General features: G+C 71.0%; 16 protein-coding genes. 6 read left to right on the forward strand and 10 right to left on the reverse strand.

Annotated features, from left to right (window positions below):
- Positions 1-3: 3 nt before the first annotated feature.
- On the reverse strand, positions 4-2,262 hold the full coding sequence (locus VGK78_RS07705; RefSeq protein WP_331527005.1) for a GAF domain-containing protein: 2,259 nt from the start codon (positions 2,260-2,262) through the stop codon (positions 4-6).
- Between the two features lie 267 nt (positions 2,263-2,529).
- On the opposite strand from VGK78_RS07705, the gene VGK78_RS07710 reads away from it, so the two are divergent.
- On the forward strand, positions 2,530-3,222 hold the full coding sequence (locus VGK78_RS07710) for an alpha/beta hydrolase (protein ID WP_331527006.1): 693 nt from the start codon (positions 2,530-2,532) through the stop codon (positions 3,220-3,222).
- 19 nt (positions 3,223-3,241) lie between these two features.
- On the opposite strand, the gene VGK78_RS07715 is transcribed toward VGK78_RS07710, so the two are convergent.
- The 7 genes from VGK78_RS07715 to VGK78_RS07745 all read right to left on the reverse strand — a co-directional run bounded on the left by VGK78_RS07715 (position 3,242) and on the right by VGK78_RS07745 (position 10,119).
- Positions 3,242-3,916: a response regulator transcription factor gene (locus VGK78_RS07715; protein WP_331527007.1), complete on the reverse strand. Its 675-nt coding sequence runs from the start codon at positions 3,914-3,916 to the stop codon at positions 3,242-3,244.
- A 302-nt stretch (positions 3,917-4,218) separates the two neighbouring features.
- Entirely contained in the window at positions 4,219-5,151 is a 933-nt protein-coding gene (ligD, locus tag VGK78_RS07720; protein ID WP_331527008.1) for a non-homologous end-joining DNA ligase, read from the reverse strand.
- The gene (locus VGK78_RS07725; RefSeq protein WP_331527009.1) at positions 5,148-5,846 is read right to left on the reverse strand and encodes a L,D-transpeptidase family protein; all 699 of its coding nucleotides are present in this window, start codon (positions 5,844-5,846) and stop codon (positions 5,148-5,150) included. Before VGK78_RS07725 ends, ligD begins: the two co-directional genes overlap by 4 nt.
- A complete protein-coding gene (locus tag VGK78_RS07730; RefSeq protein ID WP_331527010.1) occupies positions 5,843-6,760 on the reverse strand; it encodes a DNA ligase in 918 nt (305 codons plus the stop codon). Before VGK78_RS07730 ends, VGK78_RS07725 begins: the two co-directional genes overlap by 4 nt.
- A gap of 53 nt (positions 6,761-6,813) precedes the next feature.
- Positions 6,814-7,419: a response regulator transcription factor gene (locus VGK78_RS07735; protein ID WP_331527011.1), complete on the reverse strand. Its 606-nt coding sequence runs from the start codon at positions 7,417-7,419 to the stop codon at positions 6,814-6,816.
- Entirely contained in the window at positions 7,416-9,392 is a 1,977-nt protein-coding gene (locus tag VGK78_RS07740) for a sensor histidine kinase (RefSeq protein WP_331527012.1), read from the reverse strand. The genes VGK78_RS07735 and VGK78_RS07740 overlap by 4 nt, the downstream gene beginning before the upstream one ends.
- Before the next feature lie 34 nt (positions 9,393-9,426).
- Positions 9,427-10,119, reverse strand: coding sequence for a DUF4386 family protein (locus VGK78_RS07745; RefSeq protein WP_331527013.1), 693 nt, complete (start codon positions 10,117-10,119; stop codon positions 9,427-9,429).
- A 203-nt stretch (positions 10,120-10,322) separates the two neighbouring features.
- Between VGK78_RS07745 and VGK78_RS07750 the strand changes: the two genes are divergently transcribed.
- Positions 10,323-11,189, forward strand: a complete 867-nt coding sequence (locus VGK78_RS07750) for a Ku protein (RefSeq protein WP_331527014.1) — start codon at positions 10,323-10,325, stop codon at positions 11,187-11,189.
- Positions 11,190-11,340: 151 nt separating this feature from the next.
- Here the strand turns inward: VGK78_RS07750 and VGK78_RS07755 are convergent, their stop codons facing one another.
- Positions 11,341-11,823, reverse strand: coding sequence for a GNAT family N-acetyltransferase (locus tag VGK78_RS07755; RefSeq protein ID WP_331527015.1), 483 nt, complete (start codon positions 11,821-11,823; stop codon positions 11,341-11,343).
- Between the two features lie 104 nt (positions 11,824-11,927).
- Here VGK78_RS07755 and VGK78_RS07760 point away from each other — a divergent pair, with 104 nt between their 5' ends.
- The 4 genes from VGK78_RS07760 (at position 11,928) to VGK78_RS07775 (ending at position 15,938) form a co-directional block, all read left to right on the forward strand.
- Entirely contained in the window at positions 11,928-13,607 is a 1,680-nt protein-coding gene (locus VGK78_RS07760) for an MFS transporter (RefSeq protein WP_331527016.1), read from the forward strand.
- Positions 13,604-14,131 carry an AAA family ATPase gene (locus VGK78_RS07765; protein WP_331527017.1) on the forward strand — a complete coding sequence of 176 codons (528 nt, stop codon included), beginning with the start codon at positions 13,604-13,606 and terminating at the stop codon, positions 14,129-14,131. Before VGK78_RS07760 ends, VGK78_RS07765 begins: the two co-directional genes overlap by 4 nt.
- Before the next feature lie 115 nt (positions 14,132-14,246).
- On the forward strand, positions 14,247-14,621 hold the full coding sequence (locus VGK78_RS07770) for a YciI family protein (RefSeq protein WP_331527018.1): 375 nt from the start codon (positions 14,247-14,249) through the stop codon (positions 14,619-14,621).
- A gap of 51 nt (positions 14,622-14,672) precedes the next feature.
- Positions 14,673-15,938, forward strand: a complete 1,266-nt coding sequence (locus VGK78_RS07775) for an RNA polymerase sigma factor (RefSeq protein WP_331527019.1) — start codon at positions 14,673-14,675, stop codon at positions 15,936-15,938.
- Here the strand turns inward: VGK78_RS07775 and VGK78_RS07780 are convergent.
- The gene (locus tag VGK78_RS07780; protein ID WP_331527020.1) at positions 15,927-16,574 is read right to left on the reverse strand and encodes a DUF4328 domain-containing protein; all 648 of its coding nucleotides are present in this window, start codon (positions 16,572-16,574) and stop codon (positions 15,927-15,929) included. The genes VGK78_RS07775 and VGK78_RS07780 overlap by 12 nt on opposite strands.
- Positions 16,575-16,672: the final 98 nt, after the last annotated feature.

Consider the following 16,672-nt stretch of genomic DNA (forward strand, 5'->3'; position numbering starts at 1 on the left):
TCCTCAGCTCCCTTCCGTTCCCGGTCCGGTGGGGGTGGGCACCGGAGCTCCCACACGTGCCAGCGCCGACAGCAGCTGCTCCCGACGTACCGGCTTGACGAGGTACGCCGCGGCGCCCAGCTCCACGCCTCGCATCTGCTCGTCGACGATCGACACGACGATCACGGGGATGTCGCTGGTCGCCCGGTCCGCCTTCAGCGCCTTGAGCACCGCCCAGCCGTCGATGCCGGGCAGTCGGATGTCGAGCAGGACGGCGTCCGGGCGGGTACGGCGTACCGCGGCGAGACCGGACTGGCCGTCCCGCGCGGAGACGACCTCGAGCGCGGCTCCCGACAGGTAGGCGTCGAACAGGTCCAGCGAGGGCCGGTCGTCCTCGATCACGACGACCCGGCCGGCCGGCGCGACGACGTCGTCCCCGGCCGAGGTCTGCTGGGTGGTGCCGATCGGGATGGAGAACCCGAACGTGCTCCCCCGGCCGACCTCGGTCTCCAGCCACATCCGGCCGCCGAGCAGCTCGACGATGCGGCGCGAGAGGGTGAGGCCGAGACCCGTGCCCTCCTCGCGCGAGCTGCCGCGGCCACCCTGCTGGAAGGACTCGAAGATCCGTTCCCGGTCCTTTTCCGGCACGCCGATCCCGGTGTCGGTCACCGTGATCTCGACGTCGGCGCCGTCGCGCAGGGCTCGGACGGTCACCGACCCGCCGTCCGGGGTGAACTTCACGGCGTTGGTGACCAGGTTGAGCACCACCTGCTTGAGCCGGAGCTCGTCGGCGTACACCTCCTCGACGCCGTCGCCCATCTCGACGTTCATCGCGATCCCGTGGACCGCGGCCCGCTCGCGGAGCATGGCGACGGCACCGTCGATCACCGCGCGTAGGTCGAACGTCGAGTAGTCGAGCTCCATGCGGCCGGCCTCGACCTTGGACAGGTCGAGGATCTCGTTGAGCAGCTCCAGGAGGTGCTTGCCGGATCCGTGGATGTCGCGGAGGTACTCCTCCTGCCGCTCGTTGATGTCGCCGAACATCCGCTCCAGCAGCACCTCCGAGAACCCGAGGACGGCGTTCAACGGCGTGCGCAGCTCGTGCGACATGCTCGCCAGGAACTCGGACTTGTGCCGGCTCGCCAGCTCCAGCTCCACGCTCTGCTCCTTCAGCTCGGCGAAGAGCTGTGCGTTGAGCAGGGCGAGGGCGGACTGGCTGGCGAACGTCTCCAGGAGGTCGACGGTCTCCTCGGTGAAGTCCCCGGTCTCCTTGCGGCGCACGATCAAGGACCCGACGATCTGGTCCTCCCGCAGCATCGGCACGGCGACGAGCGACCGCCAGCCGGCGTCGTGGAGGATCCGCAGGTGCGGGTCGAGGTCGACCGCCGTCAGGTCGGAGACGACGATCGGACGACGCTCCCGGGCCGCCCGCCCGACCAGCGTCGCGTCGAGGTCGATCCGGACGGATCGCAGTCGCTCCACCACCTCGGGTTGGGTCTGGTAGACGCTTCGGACCCGGAACGAGCGGTCGCGCTCGGAGTACTCCATGATCGAGCCGCCGTCGGTGCCGGAGAGCTCGACGGCGTGCATGGCGATGGTGGAGAGCACGCGGTCCACGTCGAGGCTCGAGCTCACGGCTTCGCCCACCGCGCGCAGGGCCTCGAGCTCGTCGACGCGCTTCGCGAGCTCCGCGCCGCGCGCCTCCAGCTGCTGCACGAGCTTCACGCCGTTGACCGCCATCGCGGCCTGACCGGCGAACGCTGTGACGATCGCCATCTCACGGTCGTCGAAAGGGCTGACCTCGTTGCGCCACACCGTCAGGGTCCCGACGACCTCGTCGTCGAGGATCATCGGCGCCCCCATGGTGGTCCGGTATCCGGCGATCCGTTGGAGGTCGAACCGCCCGTAGTCAGGATCGTCCAGCACGTCCGGGATCTGCTGGGTCCGTCGCTCGAGTCCGACCCGACCGCCGAGCGTCTCGCGGTCGACCGACATCGGGTGCTCGGCGATGAACCTGATCGACTCCTCGCTCACCCCGACCGACTTGATCAGCTGGTAGAACTCACCCTCGAGGACGCAGAGATAGGCGGCCTGTGACCGGCACAGACTGCGGGCGCTCTCGACGATCGTGCTGAGCACCGCATCGGGGTCGGTGCCCGAACGACCGATGGCCGCCAGGACGCCGTCGGCGGCCTCGAACTGCTCCTGGAGTGCTGCGAAGTCCCGTCGGAGCTGCTCGTGCTCCTCGCGGCTGACGCTGACCTGCTCCGGGCGATCGCTCATCGCCTGCCTCCCCGTGCCGCCCGAGGCCCCCCACACCGGGACGACAACGTCAAAGTGTTCCGCACACGGAATGTGGTCGGCAACCATCCCGGCGGAGGAACTGGCACGAGCCGCGCCCATGCGCGGACGCTCCTCGAGCGTTGCGCACCGACGTCCCGGACGGCACGGTGACCATCAGAAGCCGGGAGGTACCACCATGGACGCAGCACCGCTGGCCACGACCGACCGTGGCGAGGGAGCCCCGATCGCCTGACGTTCACCCGGCAGGTGTGGGACCCGATCGCGGATCGACTGTCCGAGGAGCATCGCGTCGTCACCGTCGACCTGCCCGGGCACGGAGGCTCGGACGGTTCTGCCGCGGATCCCACGGAGGTGGTCTCGCGGCTGCACAGCACGCTGACGGCGCTGCAGATCGACCTGCCTGTGGTGGTCGGACACTCCGCCGGCGCGATGCTCGCCACGGGATACGCCGCCACCTGGCCGGTGCACAGCGTCGTGAACGTCGACCAGCCACTCACCGTCGCCGGGTTCTCGGCGTTCGTCCAACAGAAGGCTGCCGACCTGAGTGGTCCGAACTTCTCGGGAGCCTTCGCGCCGTTCGAGGAGAGCATCGGCTGCGAGCGGCTCCCCCGACCCGAGCGGGACCGGGTCCAGCGGCTGCGCACGATCCGGCAGGACGTCGTGCTCGACCACTGGCACGTGCCACTCACCGCGGAGCCCCATGAGCTGCAGCAGATGGTCGACGCGATGCTGGCGAAGATCCCCGTGCCGTACGTCTACCTCGCGGGTGAGGAGCCACCCGCTCCGGTGCGCGAGCACCTCCTCTCGCACGTCGCGAACCCTCGGATCGTGACCTGGCCGGGGGGTGGACACCTCGTGCACCTGGCCGACCCCGCCCGCTTCGCCGACCTGGTCGCCGATGTCGCGGCGGGGCGCGACGGATGGGCCCCGGTGACCTGAGCGGGCTCGAGGCGTGGCGTCAGCTCTCCAGCCGGAACCCGACGCCGCGGACCGTCACCACACGCTCGGCGGGCGCGGCCCTGTCCAGCTTCTGCCGGAGCCGGCCGATGGTGACGTCGAGGGTCTTGGTCGAGCCGTACCAGCCCTCCGTCCACACCTCCGACATCAGCTGCGACCGCGACACCACCTTGTCCCGGTTCGCCGCGAGCACGGCGAGCACGTCGAACTCCTTGCTGGTCAGCAGGACCTCGCACTCCCCGACGTGCACCCGGTGGGCGTCGACGTCCACCTCGAGCCGGCGCTCGACGCCAGACTGTCCTGCACGGCCCGACGTGCGCCGCAGCAGCGCCCGCAGGCGGGCCAGGAGCTCGGCCAGGCCGAAGGGTTTCGCGACGTAGTCGTCAGCGCCCGCATCGAGGCCGACCACCCGGTCGAGCTCGCGGGCGCGGCCGCTCAGGATCAGCACCGCGCCGTCGTAGTCGGCCGCACGCAGCATCCGGCACACGTCGAGGCCGTCCATGTCCGGCAGCCCCAGGTCGAGGATCACGACGTCGTACTCCTCGCGGGCGGTCGCGGAGAGTGCCTCGCGGCCGGTGGCCGCCTGGGCGACGGCGTAGCCCTCCCGCTCCAGCGTGCGCACGAGCGGGGAGACGATCTCCGGCTCGTCCTCCACGAGGAGCACGCGGTGAGGCATGGCCGGAGCATAAGTCGCCCACGTCAACCATTTCGGGTGTTCGATCGATCAGTGTCCGTAGTCGCAACGGGGCACGTGGCCGTCAGGGCACGGGCGGGAGGAGCGTGGTTCCGCCCGCAGCGGGGACTACGGGCGGATCCACGGGCTCGACCGACCCCACCCCCCGGCGGTCGGCGGCCACCGGCACCACGCGGGTTGGAGCTCGCTGGGAACCGGGCACGGCAACGGTACGTAGGGCAGTGCAACGATCGACACCCAACTCGTCCACGGGATGGTAACGAGCCGGTATCTGCCGGCCCGGCTCACTCGGTGAAGACGTCGCCGAGCTCGTCCACCCGCGCCAGCACCTCGTCGTACCGGAACTGCTCGAGGCCGAGCGGGTCGTCGGCGCCCTCGGCGACCTCGTCCCAGGTGACCGGGGTGGCGACCCACGGGCGCTCGACACCGCGCATCGAGTAGGGCGACACGGTGGTCTTGGAGCCGGCGTTCTGCGACCAGTCGAGGAACACCTTGCCCGAGCGCTTGGCCTTGGTCATGGTCGCCGTCACCTGCTTCGGGTGGTCGGCCTGGAGCTCCTCGGCGATGGTCTTCGCGATCTCGGAGGTCTTGTCGGAGTCCTGCCGGCGCGGCAGGTGGGCATAGAGATGCAGGCCCTTGCTGCCGCTGGTGACCGGGCGGGCGTCGAGCTTGCGCTCGGTCAGCTTGTCGCGGACCAGGAGGGCGACCTGGCAGCACTCGTGCAGACCCGCGCCCTCGCCGGGATCGAGGTCGATCACCAGCCGGTCGGCGCCGCGGGGCTGGCCCTTCCCGTCCACGGTCCACTGGTGGACGTGGAGCTCGAGGGCGGCGAGGTTGGCGGCCCAGGTGAGGGTCGCGAGGTCGTCGATGATCGGGAAGACGAGCCGGTCGCCCCTGTGCCCCGGTGATCGAGCTTGTCGAGATCCGCCGCGCGAGCCCGTGGTGGGGACGTCCGCGGTGCGCACCCAGCGCGGCGTACCGGCAGGGGCGTTCTTCTCGAAGAACCTCGCCTTCTCGACGCCGTTCGGCCATCGGACGCGGGTCACCGGGCGGTCCCGGAGCAGCGGCAGCATCACCGGCGCGATCTGGGCGTAGTAGTTGAGCACCTCACCCTTCGTGGTGCCGGTACGCGGGTAGAGCACCTTGTCGAGGTTGGAGAGCTTGAGGGTGTGCCCCTCGACGTCGACGCGTACTTCCTCGCCGCTGCCGGGCGTCACCGTCCGACCGCCATCACCGGGTCCTTGACGGGGTCGAGGCGCCACATCATCCGCTGCAGGAACCAGCGCGGCGCGCTCACGCAGCCGGCGGTGGCGCCTCGACCGTTGACATGCAGGAAGATCCCGGCGCCGCGGTGCCGCACCTGGGCGTGGTTGTAGCTGGTGACGACCGAGTACTCGTACTGGACGGGGTAGTCGCGGAGCCGCTCCGAGCTGTTCACGTCGCCGGCCGGCAGCCACCAGCGGAAGCCGCCACGGGACTTGTTGCGGTAGCGGTTGTAGTACTGCGAGCGGTTGTCCTCGACCCAGTAGTCGCCTCTCCTGATCCGGCGGTAGGGCAGGTCCCAGGAGTCGCCGCGCGCGTGCCGCCCGAACGCCGAGATCAGCCTCGTGGTGCCGAGCGGAGTGGTGCCGCTCCCCTGCTGGCGGAGGCGCGGCCGGACCAGCCCGCCGTACCCGATGCGGCCGTCGTGGACGGCGTACACCCGGTGCCAGCGGCCGTGCCGCTGCACCCAGTAGGCGATGCGGGCGCGGTAGCCGCGGGTGTGGTTGACGGTGACCACCTGCCGGGTGTGCTCGTGCAGGGCGACCCGGACGCCACCGAGAGTGACGTAGCGGACGTCGGCGTGGGCCGGGGCCGGTACGGCGGCCAGGGTCGCGGCGAGCACGACCACGAGAAGCCCGAGCTTCCTCATGTCAGATCCTCCGGGGACAGGTCGGCACGGGTGCCGATGTACGACGGCTGCCGGATGCGTCCCTGGGCGGACGGCCCGAGCGACTCGACCTCGACGACGAGCACCGGCTCGACCCAGGTGGTGCCGAGCGCGTCCTCCCTCGGGACGACGTCGGTGAACGGCGAGGCGGGGCGGACGAGTCCGGCCAGCACCTCACGGAGCACCACCGCCTTGCGGCCGGCGATGCCGCTGCCGACCTTGCCGCGGTAGAGCAGACCGTCCGGCGAGGGCTGACCGACCAGGACCGCCCCGAGCCGGTCGAGCGAGTCGGTCTCGGAGCGCCAGCCGCCCACGACGTACGACTCGCGGCGCCGGTGGGCGAACTTCAGCCAGTCCTTGCTGCGCAGCCCGGGCCGGTAGCGGCTGGTGAGGCGCTTGCTGACCATGCCCTCGAGGGCCTGCTGGTACGTCGCGTCGAACAGCATCCGTCCGTCGGTGTAGGTCGGCGGGGTCTGCCACCGGTCGTCGTGGAGGTCGAGGCCCTCGAGGATCTCGCGCCGGGTGCGCAACGGCTCGTCCATCAGGTCCTTGTCACCCACGCGGAGGACGTCGAAGACCAGCAGCGTGACCGGGATCCGCTCGGCGAGGCGGCGTGCGCGGTCCGCGCGGGAGACGTGCATCCGCTCGGCGAGGGCCCCGAAGCTGGGGGCTCCGTCGGAGAACGCGACGACCTCGCCGTCGAGCAGCACCTCGTCCACCGGGATCCCGACCAGCTCGGGGAAGGAGACGGTCGCGTCGTTCTCGTTGCGGCTGAAGAGCCGGGCCGTGCCGTGGCGTACGTCGACCAGCACCCGCATGCCGTCCCACTTCACCTCGTGCTGCCACTCGTCGCCGGTGGGCACGTGCGTGCCGCGGGTCGCGAGCATGGGACGCATGCCGGACATCCTGTCAGGGACAGCGGCGGGGACCGACCGGACAAGCGGCCGGGTCAGAGGCCGCGGGCGCGCAGGGCAGCCTGGGTGCGGTCGCGCACCTGGAGCTTGGTGAGCACGTTGGAGACGTGGTTCTGGACGGTCTTGAGGCTGAGGTCCAGCTCGCGGGCGATCTCGTTGTTGCTCCGGCCGTCCGCGACCAGAGCCAGGACCTGGGCCTCACGTTCGGTGAGGTCGGCCCGGTAGCGCTGGCGGCCCGACAGCGCACGCTCGGCGGGACCGGAGCCGAAGACCACTCCGCCGGCTGCCACCGTCCGGATCGCGGAGAGCACCTCCTCCTGCACGGCGCCCTTGAGCAGGTAGCCGCGGGCGCCCACCTGGAGAGCGGCCGCGACCGTGTCGTCGTCGTCGACCATGGTCAGCACCAGCACGGCCGGAGGGTGCTCCTGCGCCGCCATCTGCCGGATGCCCTCGACCCCGGGCATCCCGGGGAGGTTGAGGTCCATCAGGACGACGTCGGGCTCGAGCTCGGCGCACCGCCGTACGGCTGTCTCGGCATCGCCGACCGCGTCGGCGATCTCCATGTCGTCGGAGATGGTCAGCATCCCGGCCAGCCCCTGGCGGAACAGCGGGTGGTCGTCCACCACGAGCACCCGGATCATCGCGACAGTCCCGCGCTCGAAGTCGGCAGCTCGGCCCGGACCCGGGTGCCGCGGCCCGGTGAGCTGTCGACGACCAGCGAGCCGCCGATCTCGACGCTCCGCTCGCGCATGCTCACCAGGCCGACGCCCTCGTCGCGCGGCAGGGCCGACCCCACGCCGTCGTCACACACCTCGACGATCACGCACCGTCCCGGCACCGCCACCTGCACCCCGACGTGGCGGGCACGGGCGTGCTTGATCGCGTTCGTCACGGCCTCCGCCACGATCCGGTACGTCGCGACCTCCACCGCCGCCGGCAGCCGCTCCGGGACGTCGACGGTCACCTCGACCTCCGGCCCGGCCGGCACCTCGAGCCGCCGGACCAGCTGGTGCAGGGCCTCGACGAGGCCGAGCTCGTCGAGGGCGGGAGGACGCAGTCCCTCCACGATCCGGCGTACGTCGAGCACCGTCGACTGGATCCCGGTGCGCAGGTCGAGGAGGGTCGCGTCGGCGGCGCTCTGCTCGGTCCGGATCTGGTGGCGCAGCGTGTCCACCTGCAGGGTGAGCCCGGCGAGAGCAGGACCGAGCCCGTCATGCAGGTCGCGGCGCAGCCGGCGACGCTCCTCCTCCCGGGCCAGGACGAGTCGTTCCTGGCTGGTCCGGAGCGAGCCCAGCAGGGCCGCCGAGTGCACCACGGCACCCAGCTGCCCGGACACGTCACGGACCAGGGTCCGATCGGTCTCGCGGAGGTCGCGGCCGTCGACGCGCAGGACACCGACCGGCACGCCGTACGCCTGGAGGCCGAAGGTCTCGGCCCGGTCGGTGGGCTCACCGTGCACGGCCAGCAGGTCGCCGGCCGCGTCACGGATCTCGACGAACCTGATGCGCAATCCGTCGCCGAGCTCGTCGGCCAGCACCTGCAGGAGTCCGGGCACGTCGGTGGCGTCGCTCAGCCGCCGACCCGTCGCGGCCAGGACTTCCGCGGGCTGGGCCCACTGCCCGTAGGTGAGGCGGTTGGCGAAGCGCTGGAGAGCGTCACGCAAGGGCGCGAAGCTGACCGCGACGACCCCGGCGGCGACCCAGGGCAGCCATCCGGCGCCCTCCTGCCGCATCATGGCCCCCACGCCACCCACGGTCAGTGCATAGAGTCCGGCGATCGCCAGCGACAGGGCGCCGTACGTCAGCGAGCGATTGACGACCAGGTCGAGGTCGTAGAGGCGGTGCTGGAGGCAGGCCACGCCGATCGCGATCGGCAGTGGCAGCGAGACGACGGCGAACAGCCACGGTCCCGCGGCGTCGCTGAAGCTGGCGAGCAGTGCCAGCACGGGGAGCACGAACGCGAGCGCGAACCACAGCAGGCGTTGCCGGTCCAGGCTTTCGGAGTGCCGCCAGCGCCAGACCAGGCAGACCACCGCCAGCACCAGCGTCCCCAGTGCCATCAGGAGGAAGAGGGTCTCGACCGCGTTGAACACGGGTTGGGTGGCTTGCGGCAGCCCGAGGGGGTTGCGGACCCCGGTGAGACGCAGGTCGGTCTGGGTCGGTCCGAACAGACCCGAGAGAAGACTGGTGACCACGCTCGCCAAGGCGAGGCGCCAGGCCCAGCGGGCGGTACGACGCGGGCCGGCCCGGCGTCCGTCGGGAAAGACCAGCGGGAGGACGAGCACGACCAGCATCCAGCCCAGAGCCCGGCCCGACTGGCCGACGGTGGCACCCAGCTGGGCCCACCCATCGCCGGGCTGGTCGCGCAGGCGGCTCCACGAGAGCTCGAGCAACCCGCTCCCGGCTCCGGAGATCGACCCGCCCGCCACCATCAACCGGCCGATCAGGTGCCGGGGCTGAGCGCGCAGGATGAGCAGTCCGACGACCAGGTAGGCGGCGTACATCAGGCCCGCGGAAGCCAGGTTCAGGGCGCCGTCCCGGTCGTGCTGGGCGACGACGCCGAGAACGACGCCGGCGACTCCCACCAGAGCCGCCAGCGCCGGTCTCACCTGCATGGACACAGGGTGCCCCGAACGTGTCGGGTGCGCATCACTTTCGGGTCTGCTCGAGGCCCCGGCCGGTCAGCAGGAGAACGGCGACGCCGACCCACCAGATGTACCAGAGCATGCCGAGGCCGTTGTTGGCGAACGGGGTGCCGACCAGGGTCGCCGCGCCGATCACGATGCCGCCCCAGCCGACCCAGCGCTTCATCAGCCCTCCGAGGAGAGCAGCCAGGCCGAGCGCGATGGCCATGGCGCCCTGGATCATCACCTGGAGCTGGTAGCCGTAGTTGCGGATGTCGTTGACCACCGCCACGGCGTGGATGTCGGCGCCGTGCTGGGCGCCGTACATCGCGGCAGCCCCGGGAGCGAAGCCGACAGCCAGGGTCGCAGCGACGAACGTGACGCCGAGCGCCAGGAACGTGTCGGAGGAGAGCCGCGCGCCTTCAGACCCGCGGCGGAAGATCCGGGCGACGACGACGACCGCGGCCGCCAGGACCACGAAGGAGACCGCCTCGATGTAGCCACCGGTGAAGACCCGGGTGAGGTTCGCGTCTGCGTAGGAGTCCTGGAGCTTCTCGAGCGAGGTGTCGTGGGAGACCATCACCTCTTGGGTGATCGCGGCGAACAGCATCACCACATGGGCCAGGGCCAGCCCGCCGGCGACCCGCCACACGGTGGGCCAGGCGGTGTGGTCGCCGAGGGCGGCGGGCGTGTCGATCGAAGTGGACGTCGTACTCATGTCGCACCTTCCTGTGCAGAGTTGGTACGCCGACGATCGGGCAGCGGCGGGATCGGTGGATCCGGCCGATTCCCGCCCAGCCCGGGAAGATCTCCCGAGCATGTCCGACACCGTCGCGACCGGCGTGGCAGACCGCAGGCGCGTGCGTTCCCTGGCCGGCTCCCGGATACTGGGTCCATCTGACGAGTTCACGGAGGTATGGGATGCGTGCGATCTGGAAGGGCGCGGTGTCGTTCGGGCTCGTCAGCGTGCCCGTGAAGCTGTACGCCGCCACCGAGTCGCACGACGTCTCGTTCCGCCAGGTGCATGCCACGGACGGTGGGCGGATCAAGTACCAGCGGGTGTGCTCGATCGACGGTGAAGAGGTCGAGTACGCCGACATCGCGAAGGGCTACGAGACCGAGGACGGCGAGATGGTCATCCTCACCGACGAGGACATGGCCGCGCTGCCGAGCACGTCGTCGCGCGAGATCGCGGTCGAGAAGTTCGTGCCCAGCGACCAGATCGACCCGATGCTGTTCGAGAAGAGCTACTACCTCGAGCCGGAGAAGACCGGCGCGAAGCCCTACGCACTGCTGCGCCAGGCACTGCTCGACGCCGACCGGATGGCGGTCGTGACGGTCGCGCTGCGGCAGCGCACCACGGTCGGGGTGCTGCGGGTGAAGGACGACGTGATCGTGCTGCAGACGATGATGTGGCCCGACGAGATCCGCACCCCCGACTTCGCCGTCGAGACCGGTGAGGTCAAGGACGCCGAGGTCAAGATGGCGAACATGCTGGTCGAGACCCTGGCCGGCGACTTCGATCCGAGCGAGTTCGAGGACGACTACGCCGAGGCCGTCGACGAGCTGGTCAGGAACAAGATCGAGGGTGGTGAGGTCAAGCGCACCCCGGTGTCGACCAAGACGTCCGGCGAGGTCGTCGACCTGCTCGCGGCGTTGCAACGCTCGGTCGACGCGGCCAAGACCGCACGCGGCGAGGCGACTGATGACGAGGCCGAGAAGAAGCCGGCCAAGAAGGCAGCGAAGAAAGCCACCGCCAAGAAAGCTGCGAAGAAGAAGGCCAGCTGAGCGCTCTTCGGTCGGATGACCTGGACCTTCCGGTGGGTGGTGGGTTGCGGTCTCTTGGCTGCAGAGAGGGGCCGGCCGGGATTCCCCCGGCCGCCGTTGCCCGCTTCCGGTCTACACGGGGCTCCCGTCCAGCACGTTTCCCAACTCCGGTTCAGACGGTTGCGAGGGGCTTGCGCAGGACCGGCGCGCGGTTGTCTGCGATCTCATCAGTCGCCGCCCAGCCGCAGGCCCGGTAGAACTCGAGGTCTTCGTCGCACGCAACCACCCACAGCTGGTCGTGACCTCGTTCCCGGGCCAGGTCCTCGGCGGCCGCGACCATCAGCCGGCCGATCCCGCACCGCCGTTCCTCGGGGCGGACCACCATCCGCACGAGCCACGGCGCGTGCTCGCCGCACTTCGCGCTCGCCTCGCCGAGCGCGTCCAGCGTGACCGCTCCGATCGCATGGCCCTCGAGGTCCATGGCGACCAGGGTCAACGGCAGACCGTCGCGCCCGGCGTCCCGGGCCGTCGACTCGATCCACGGGCCGGCGGTGCCGCCCTTTCCCGACGCGCGCCAGCGCAGGACGCCCACCTCGGCGATGAGTTCCGGTTGATCCGCGAGCAGCCCGAGAAACAGCGCGGGGCGCTCCCGCATGGCGGAACCGTAGACCCCTGGTGGTGCTCGGCGCAGCACCTCGGGCCACGAGACAGTTCCGCATTCCTGGTTGACGGGCGAGAAGTGGAGTTAGGTTTCCGTTCGTGAACGGGGAGGGATGGCGGCGGCGTCTGCGGGCCGCCGGGCACTCCTTCGTGAACAGCGCGCGCAACCCCGCCGTACGCCGTATCCAGCTCGGGTTCCTCGGGGCGTGCACCGCTGAGTGGGCGTTCACGGTGGTGCTCTCCGTGTACGCCTTCGACGAGGGCGGCGCCGAAGCCGTCGGCCTGGTGTCGTTGTTGCGGATGCTGCCCTCGGCCCTGCTCACGCCGTTCGCCGCCGCCGTCGCCGACCGTTGGCGCCGTGACCTGGCGCTCACCCTCGTCTCGACCATCCGATGTGCCACGGCGGTCGGGATCACCGTGATCGTCGCCGGCGGCGGTTCCGTGGTCGCGGTCTACCTGCTGGCCATCCTCTCGACCGCGGCGGCACTGCTGTACCGGCCGGTCAACTCCGCGCTGCTCCCCTTGCTCTGCCGTACGCCGGGTGAGCTCGCCTCGGCGAACATCGTCCGGGGGCTGTTGGACTCCGTCTCGACCCTGGTCGGACCCGCGCTGGCCGCCGCCCTGCTCACCGGCGGCAGCACGTCGGCGGGCTTCGCCGCCGTCGCCGTCATCTCGGGGCTCTCGGCCGCGGTCACCCTCGGCCTGAGGGTCGAGGAGCCCGAGCACCGCGCCGGACGGCGCTCGGTGCTGGGTGGCCTGCTGCGCGGCGCACAGGTCGTCATCCGTACCCCCCAGCTGCGGGTGATGTTCCTCCTGATCGGCGCCCAGACCATGACCCGGGGGGCCTTGTCGGTGTTCAGCGTGCTGGTCGCGGTCGACCTGCTCGACATGGGCGAGCCGGGCGTCGGCACGCTGACCGCCGCGGTCGGCGCCGGGGCGATCCTGGGGTCGCTCTTCGCCTCGATGTTCGTCGGCAACCGAGGCCTGGCTGCGTGGTTCGGCGCCGGCGTCGCCATCTGGGGGGCTCCGCTGGTGGTGCTCGCGATCGCTCCCAGCAAACCGACGGCCCTCGGGCTCTTCGCGCTGATCGGGGTCGGCAACGCTCTCGTGGACGTCGGTGCCTTCACCCTCATCGCCCGGCTCGCGCCGGAGCGGGTGCTCGCTCGGGTGTACGGGCTGCTCGAGTGCGTCGGCGGGGCGGCCGTCGGGGCCGGCTCGGTGCTGGCCGCCTGGGTCGCGTCCACGACGTCCCTGAAGCAGGCACTGGTCGTGCTCGGGCTCATCGGGCCGGCGCTGGTGCTGATCGTCTGGTTCTCCCTGCGTCGGCTGGACGACGCCATGCTCGCCCGCGACGAGGACCTCCGCCTTCTCCAGCGGGTGTCCGTCTTCGACCCGCTCCCCCTCCCGGCGCTCGAGCAGCTCGCTGCCGGCCTCCGGCCACGCCGTGTCGCCGCCGGCGAGACCGTCTACCAGCAGGGCGACCCGGGCGACGGCTGCTTCATCATCGAGAGCGGGACCGCGGACGTCCTGGGCGACGGTCGCCCGATCGCCACCGTCGGACCGGGCGAGCTGGTCGGCGAGATCGCGCTGCTGCGCCAGGTGCCGCGGACCGCCACTGTCCAGGCATCGACCGAGATGGACCTCCGGCTGCTCGACGCCGACCGCTTCGTGTGTGTGGTCACCGGGTGGGAGACCAGCCGCGAGGTGACCCGCGGGCACGTCGACGAGCTGCTCGACCGCTTCACCCCGGACGCTCAGCTCGACCCCGAGCCCGAGTGACCCGCCTGATCCACCTCAACGGCCCGCCGGGCGTCGGCAAGACGACGCTCGCGCGGCGGTACGCCGCCGACCACCCGGGCGTCCTGCTCTGCGACATCGACGTGCTTCGCACGATGATCGGCGACTGGCAGGACGACGCCGATGCCGCAAGCAGAGCGCGCACGGCCGGACTCGCACTGATCACCGGATACCTCTCCACCGGACACGACGTCGTCCTCCCCCAGACCGTCGGACGCGGCGATGAGCTGGCGCGGTTCAGGGCGGCCGCCCAGGCTGCGGCTGCAGAGCACGTCCACATCGTGCTGGTCGCCCATCCGGACGTCGTGGTCGACCGCTTCCGCAGGCGCGCGGCCACGCTCGGCGATGCCTGGACGACGTACGCGACGGCGTACGTCGATGGTGAGGGGGGTGACGCCGCGCTCCGCGAGTGGACGTCGCTCTTCGACGGCTTGCCCGCGGACCTTCGTGTGCCCAGCACCGACCCGGACGCGACGTACGCCGCGCTGCTCGAGGCTCTCGGCTAGATGCTCGTGGGTGCGGGCCTGTGAAGTTCTTGGAAGACTTCACAGACACGTGTCGAACCACGCCGCACCCGTTCGACGTACGGGCGAACCAGTTCCCGACCCACAGGAGGAACCCATGCGCTACCTCTGTTTCGTCAAGATGGACGAGGCACTTGCCAACCCGCCCAAGGCGCTGATGGACGCCATGGGCGAGCACGTCGGCGAGGCGATCGCCAACGGCTCGTTCGTGGACGGCGGCGGTCTGTACGGCAAGGCCGACGCCGTCGAGTTCCGCGTCCGTGGCGGCAACCTGACCGTGACCGACGGTCCCTACGCCGAGGCCAAGGAGGTCGTCGGCGGCTGGGCGATCGTCAAGTTCGACTCCGAGGAGGAGGCCCGCGCCGAGGGCCAGGCGATGGCCGACCTCCACCTGACCCATTGGCCGGAATGGGAAGGCGCGATCGAGATCCGCCGCATCTCCGAGCCCGAGGAGGCGCCAGAGGGGGTCTGAGCGAGGCCACAGGCCGAGCACGGCGTCGCCGGGCGGTCCTACTCTCCTGGTGTGAGCGAGGCCGGGACCGCCCAGGACGTCGTCCAGCGGGTGTGGCGCGACGAGTCCGCGCGACTCGTCGGCGCGCTCACCCGGATGACCCGCGACCTGGCCCTCGCCGAGGACCTCGCACAGGACGCGCTCGTCGCCGCTTTGCAGCAGTGGCCGCGCGACGGCGTCCCCGACAACCCCGCGGCCTGGTTGATGCAGACCGCCAAACGACGTGCCGTCGACAGCTTCCGGCGCGCCGACACCCTGCGCCGTCGTACGACGGAGCTCGGCCATGCCCTGGAACGGGAGGAGGTGGAGATGCCCGACCTCGACGCGTTCGTCGACCACATCGACGACGACGTGCTGCGGCTGATCTTCCTCACCTGCCACCCGGCCCTGTCGCCCGAGAGCCGCGCTGCGCTGACGCTGCGCCTGGTCGGCGGACTGACCGTGCCCGAGATCGCCCGTGCCTTCCTGACCAAGGACGCGACCGTCGGTCAGCGCATCTCCCGGGCCAAGAAGACCCTCGAGGGTGAGTCGTTCGATCTCCCCACGGGTCGTGAGCGCGAGCAGCGGCTCGACGACGTGATGGGTGTGCTCTACCTGATCTTCAACGAGGGCTACACCGCCACCGCCGGCGACGACTGGATGCGGCCCGACCTCTGCTCCGAAGGCATCCGGCTGACCCGGATGCTGGCCGGCCTCGCGCCGCAGGAGCCCGAGGTGCACGGACTGCTCGCGCTGATGGAGCTCCAGGCGTCACGGCTGCACGCCCGCACCGACAACGAGGGCCGACCGGTCCTGCTCGAGGACCAGGACCGGTCGCGCTGGGACGAGCTGATGATCCGCCGCGGGCTGGCTGCGTTGGATCGCGCGATGTCCGCGGTCGCGGCCGGTAGGCCCGCCGGCCCGTACGTCGTCCAGGCCCAGATCGCGGCGTGCCACGCCCGCGCCGCCGCCGACGAGACCGACTGGCGCGCCATCGCCCAGTGGTACGACGTACTGGCGCGGTTGGGCGACAACCCGGTGGTCCAGGTCAACCGCGCCGTCGCCCTCGGCCGGGCCTACAGTCCCGAGGACGGTCTGGCCGTGCTCGACGACGTCGCGGACCATCGGTCGCTGGCCGGGTCCCACCTGGTCCCCGCGGTGCGCGGCGACCTGCTCGCCCGAGCCGGACGGCACGCCGAGGCCGCCACGGAGTTCGACCGGGCAGCGGCGCTCACCGGCAACGAGGCGGAGCGCGCGGTCCTCACCGCCCGCGCCCACGACGCGCGCTCACAGGGTTGAGGTTGCCGCTCGCTGCTCCATGAAACCGGTGGCGCGAACGACGATCCACGCGAGCACGGCCGCCGAGACGATCTGGCAGGAGGTCATCAGGAGGTCGAGCTGGACGTCGAACGTCGCCCACGGGTTCCCGCTGACGGCCGCGTCCAGTAGCTCGATGCAGCCGAGCGCGACGCTCAGCAGGAACAAGCCCCACCAGACCAGGATCCGGAGCGGTACCCGTTGTCGCGCGAGGATCGCCTCCGGACGCCGTGACGGGTGGCTCGCGGTCCACACGTCGGCCATCAGGAGATACGGAGCGGCGACGTTGAAGCCGGGGACGAACCAGCCCGAGACGGCGAAGTCGACGTCCGATCGGTACAAGTCGCAGTCGTAGCGCTGCGCGATCCGCCGCGCCACGGCCATCCAGGCCACGATCGCGGCGCCCACCAGCAGCCGCGAGACCCACACCGCCCACTTGGTACCCACCCGGAGGTGCTCGATGAGGGGCACCTCGGCGTCCGTGAGCGGTCGGTGAGTACGCAGCGAGCCGACGTGCGCGAGCATCTGCTCGTCGACGCCGAGCCGCACGAGAGACAGCGTCACGACCAACACGCAGGCGCCGACGACGAGGTCGCGTCGGCGGGAAGGCGGCGTCACGTGCGGCAGGGTATGCCGAGAAGTCAGGTACGCCGGCCGGAATCACCGAGATCGGGTCGTCCGCCTGAGCGGCACCTCTGGCTTCCGCTCAGGCGGAC

This window comes from Nocardioides sp. (assembly GCF_036503465.1).
Lineage (GTDB): Bacteria > Actinomycetota > Actinomycetes > Propionibacteriales > Nocardioidaceae > Nocardioides.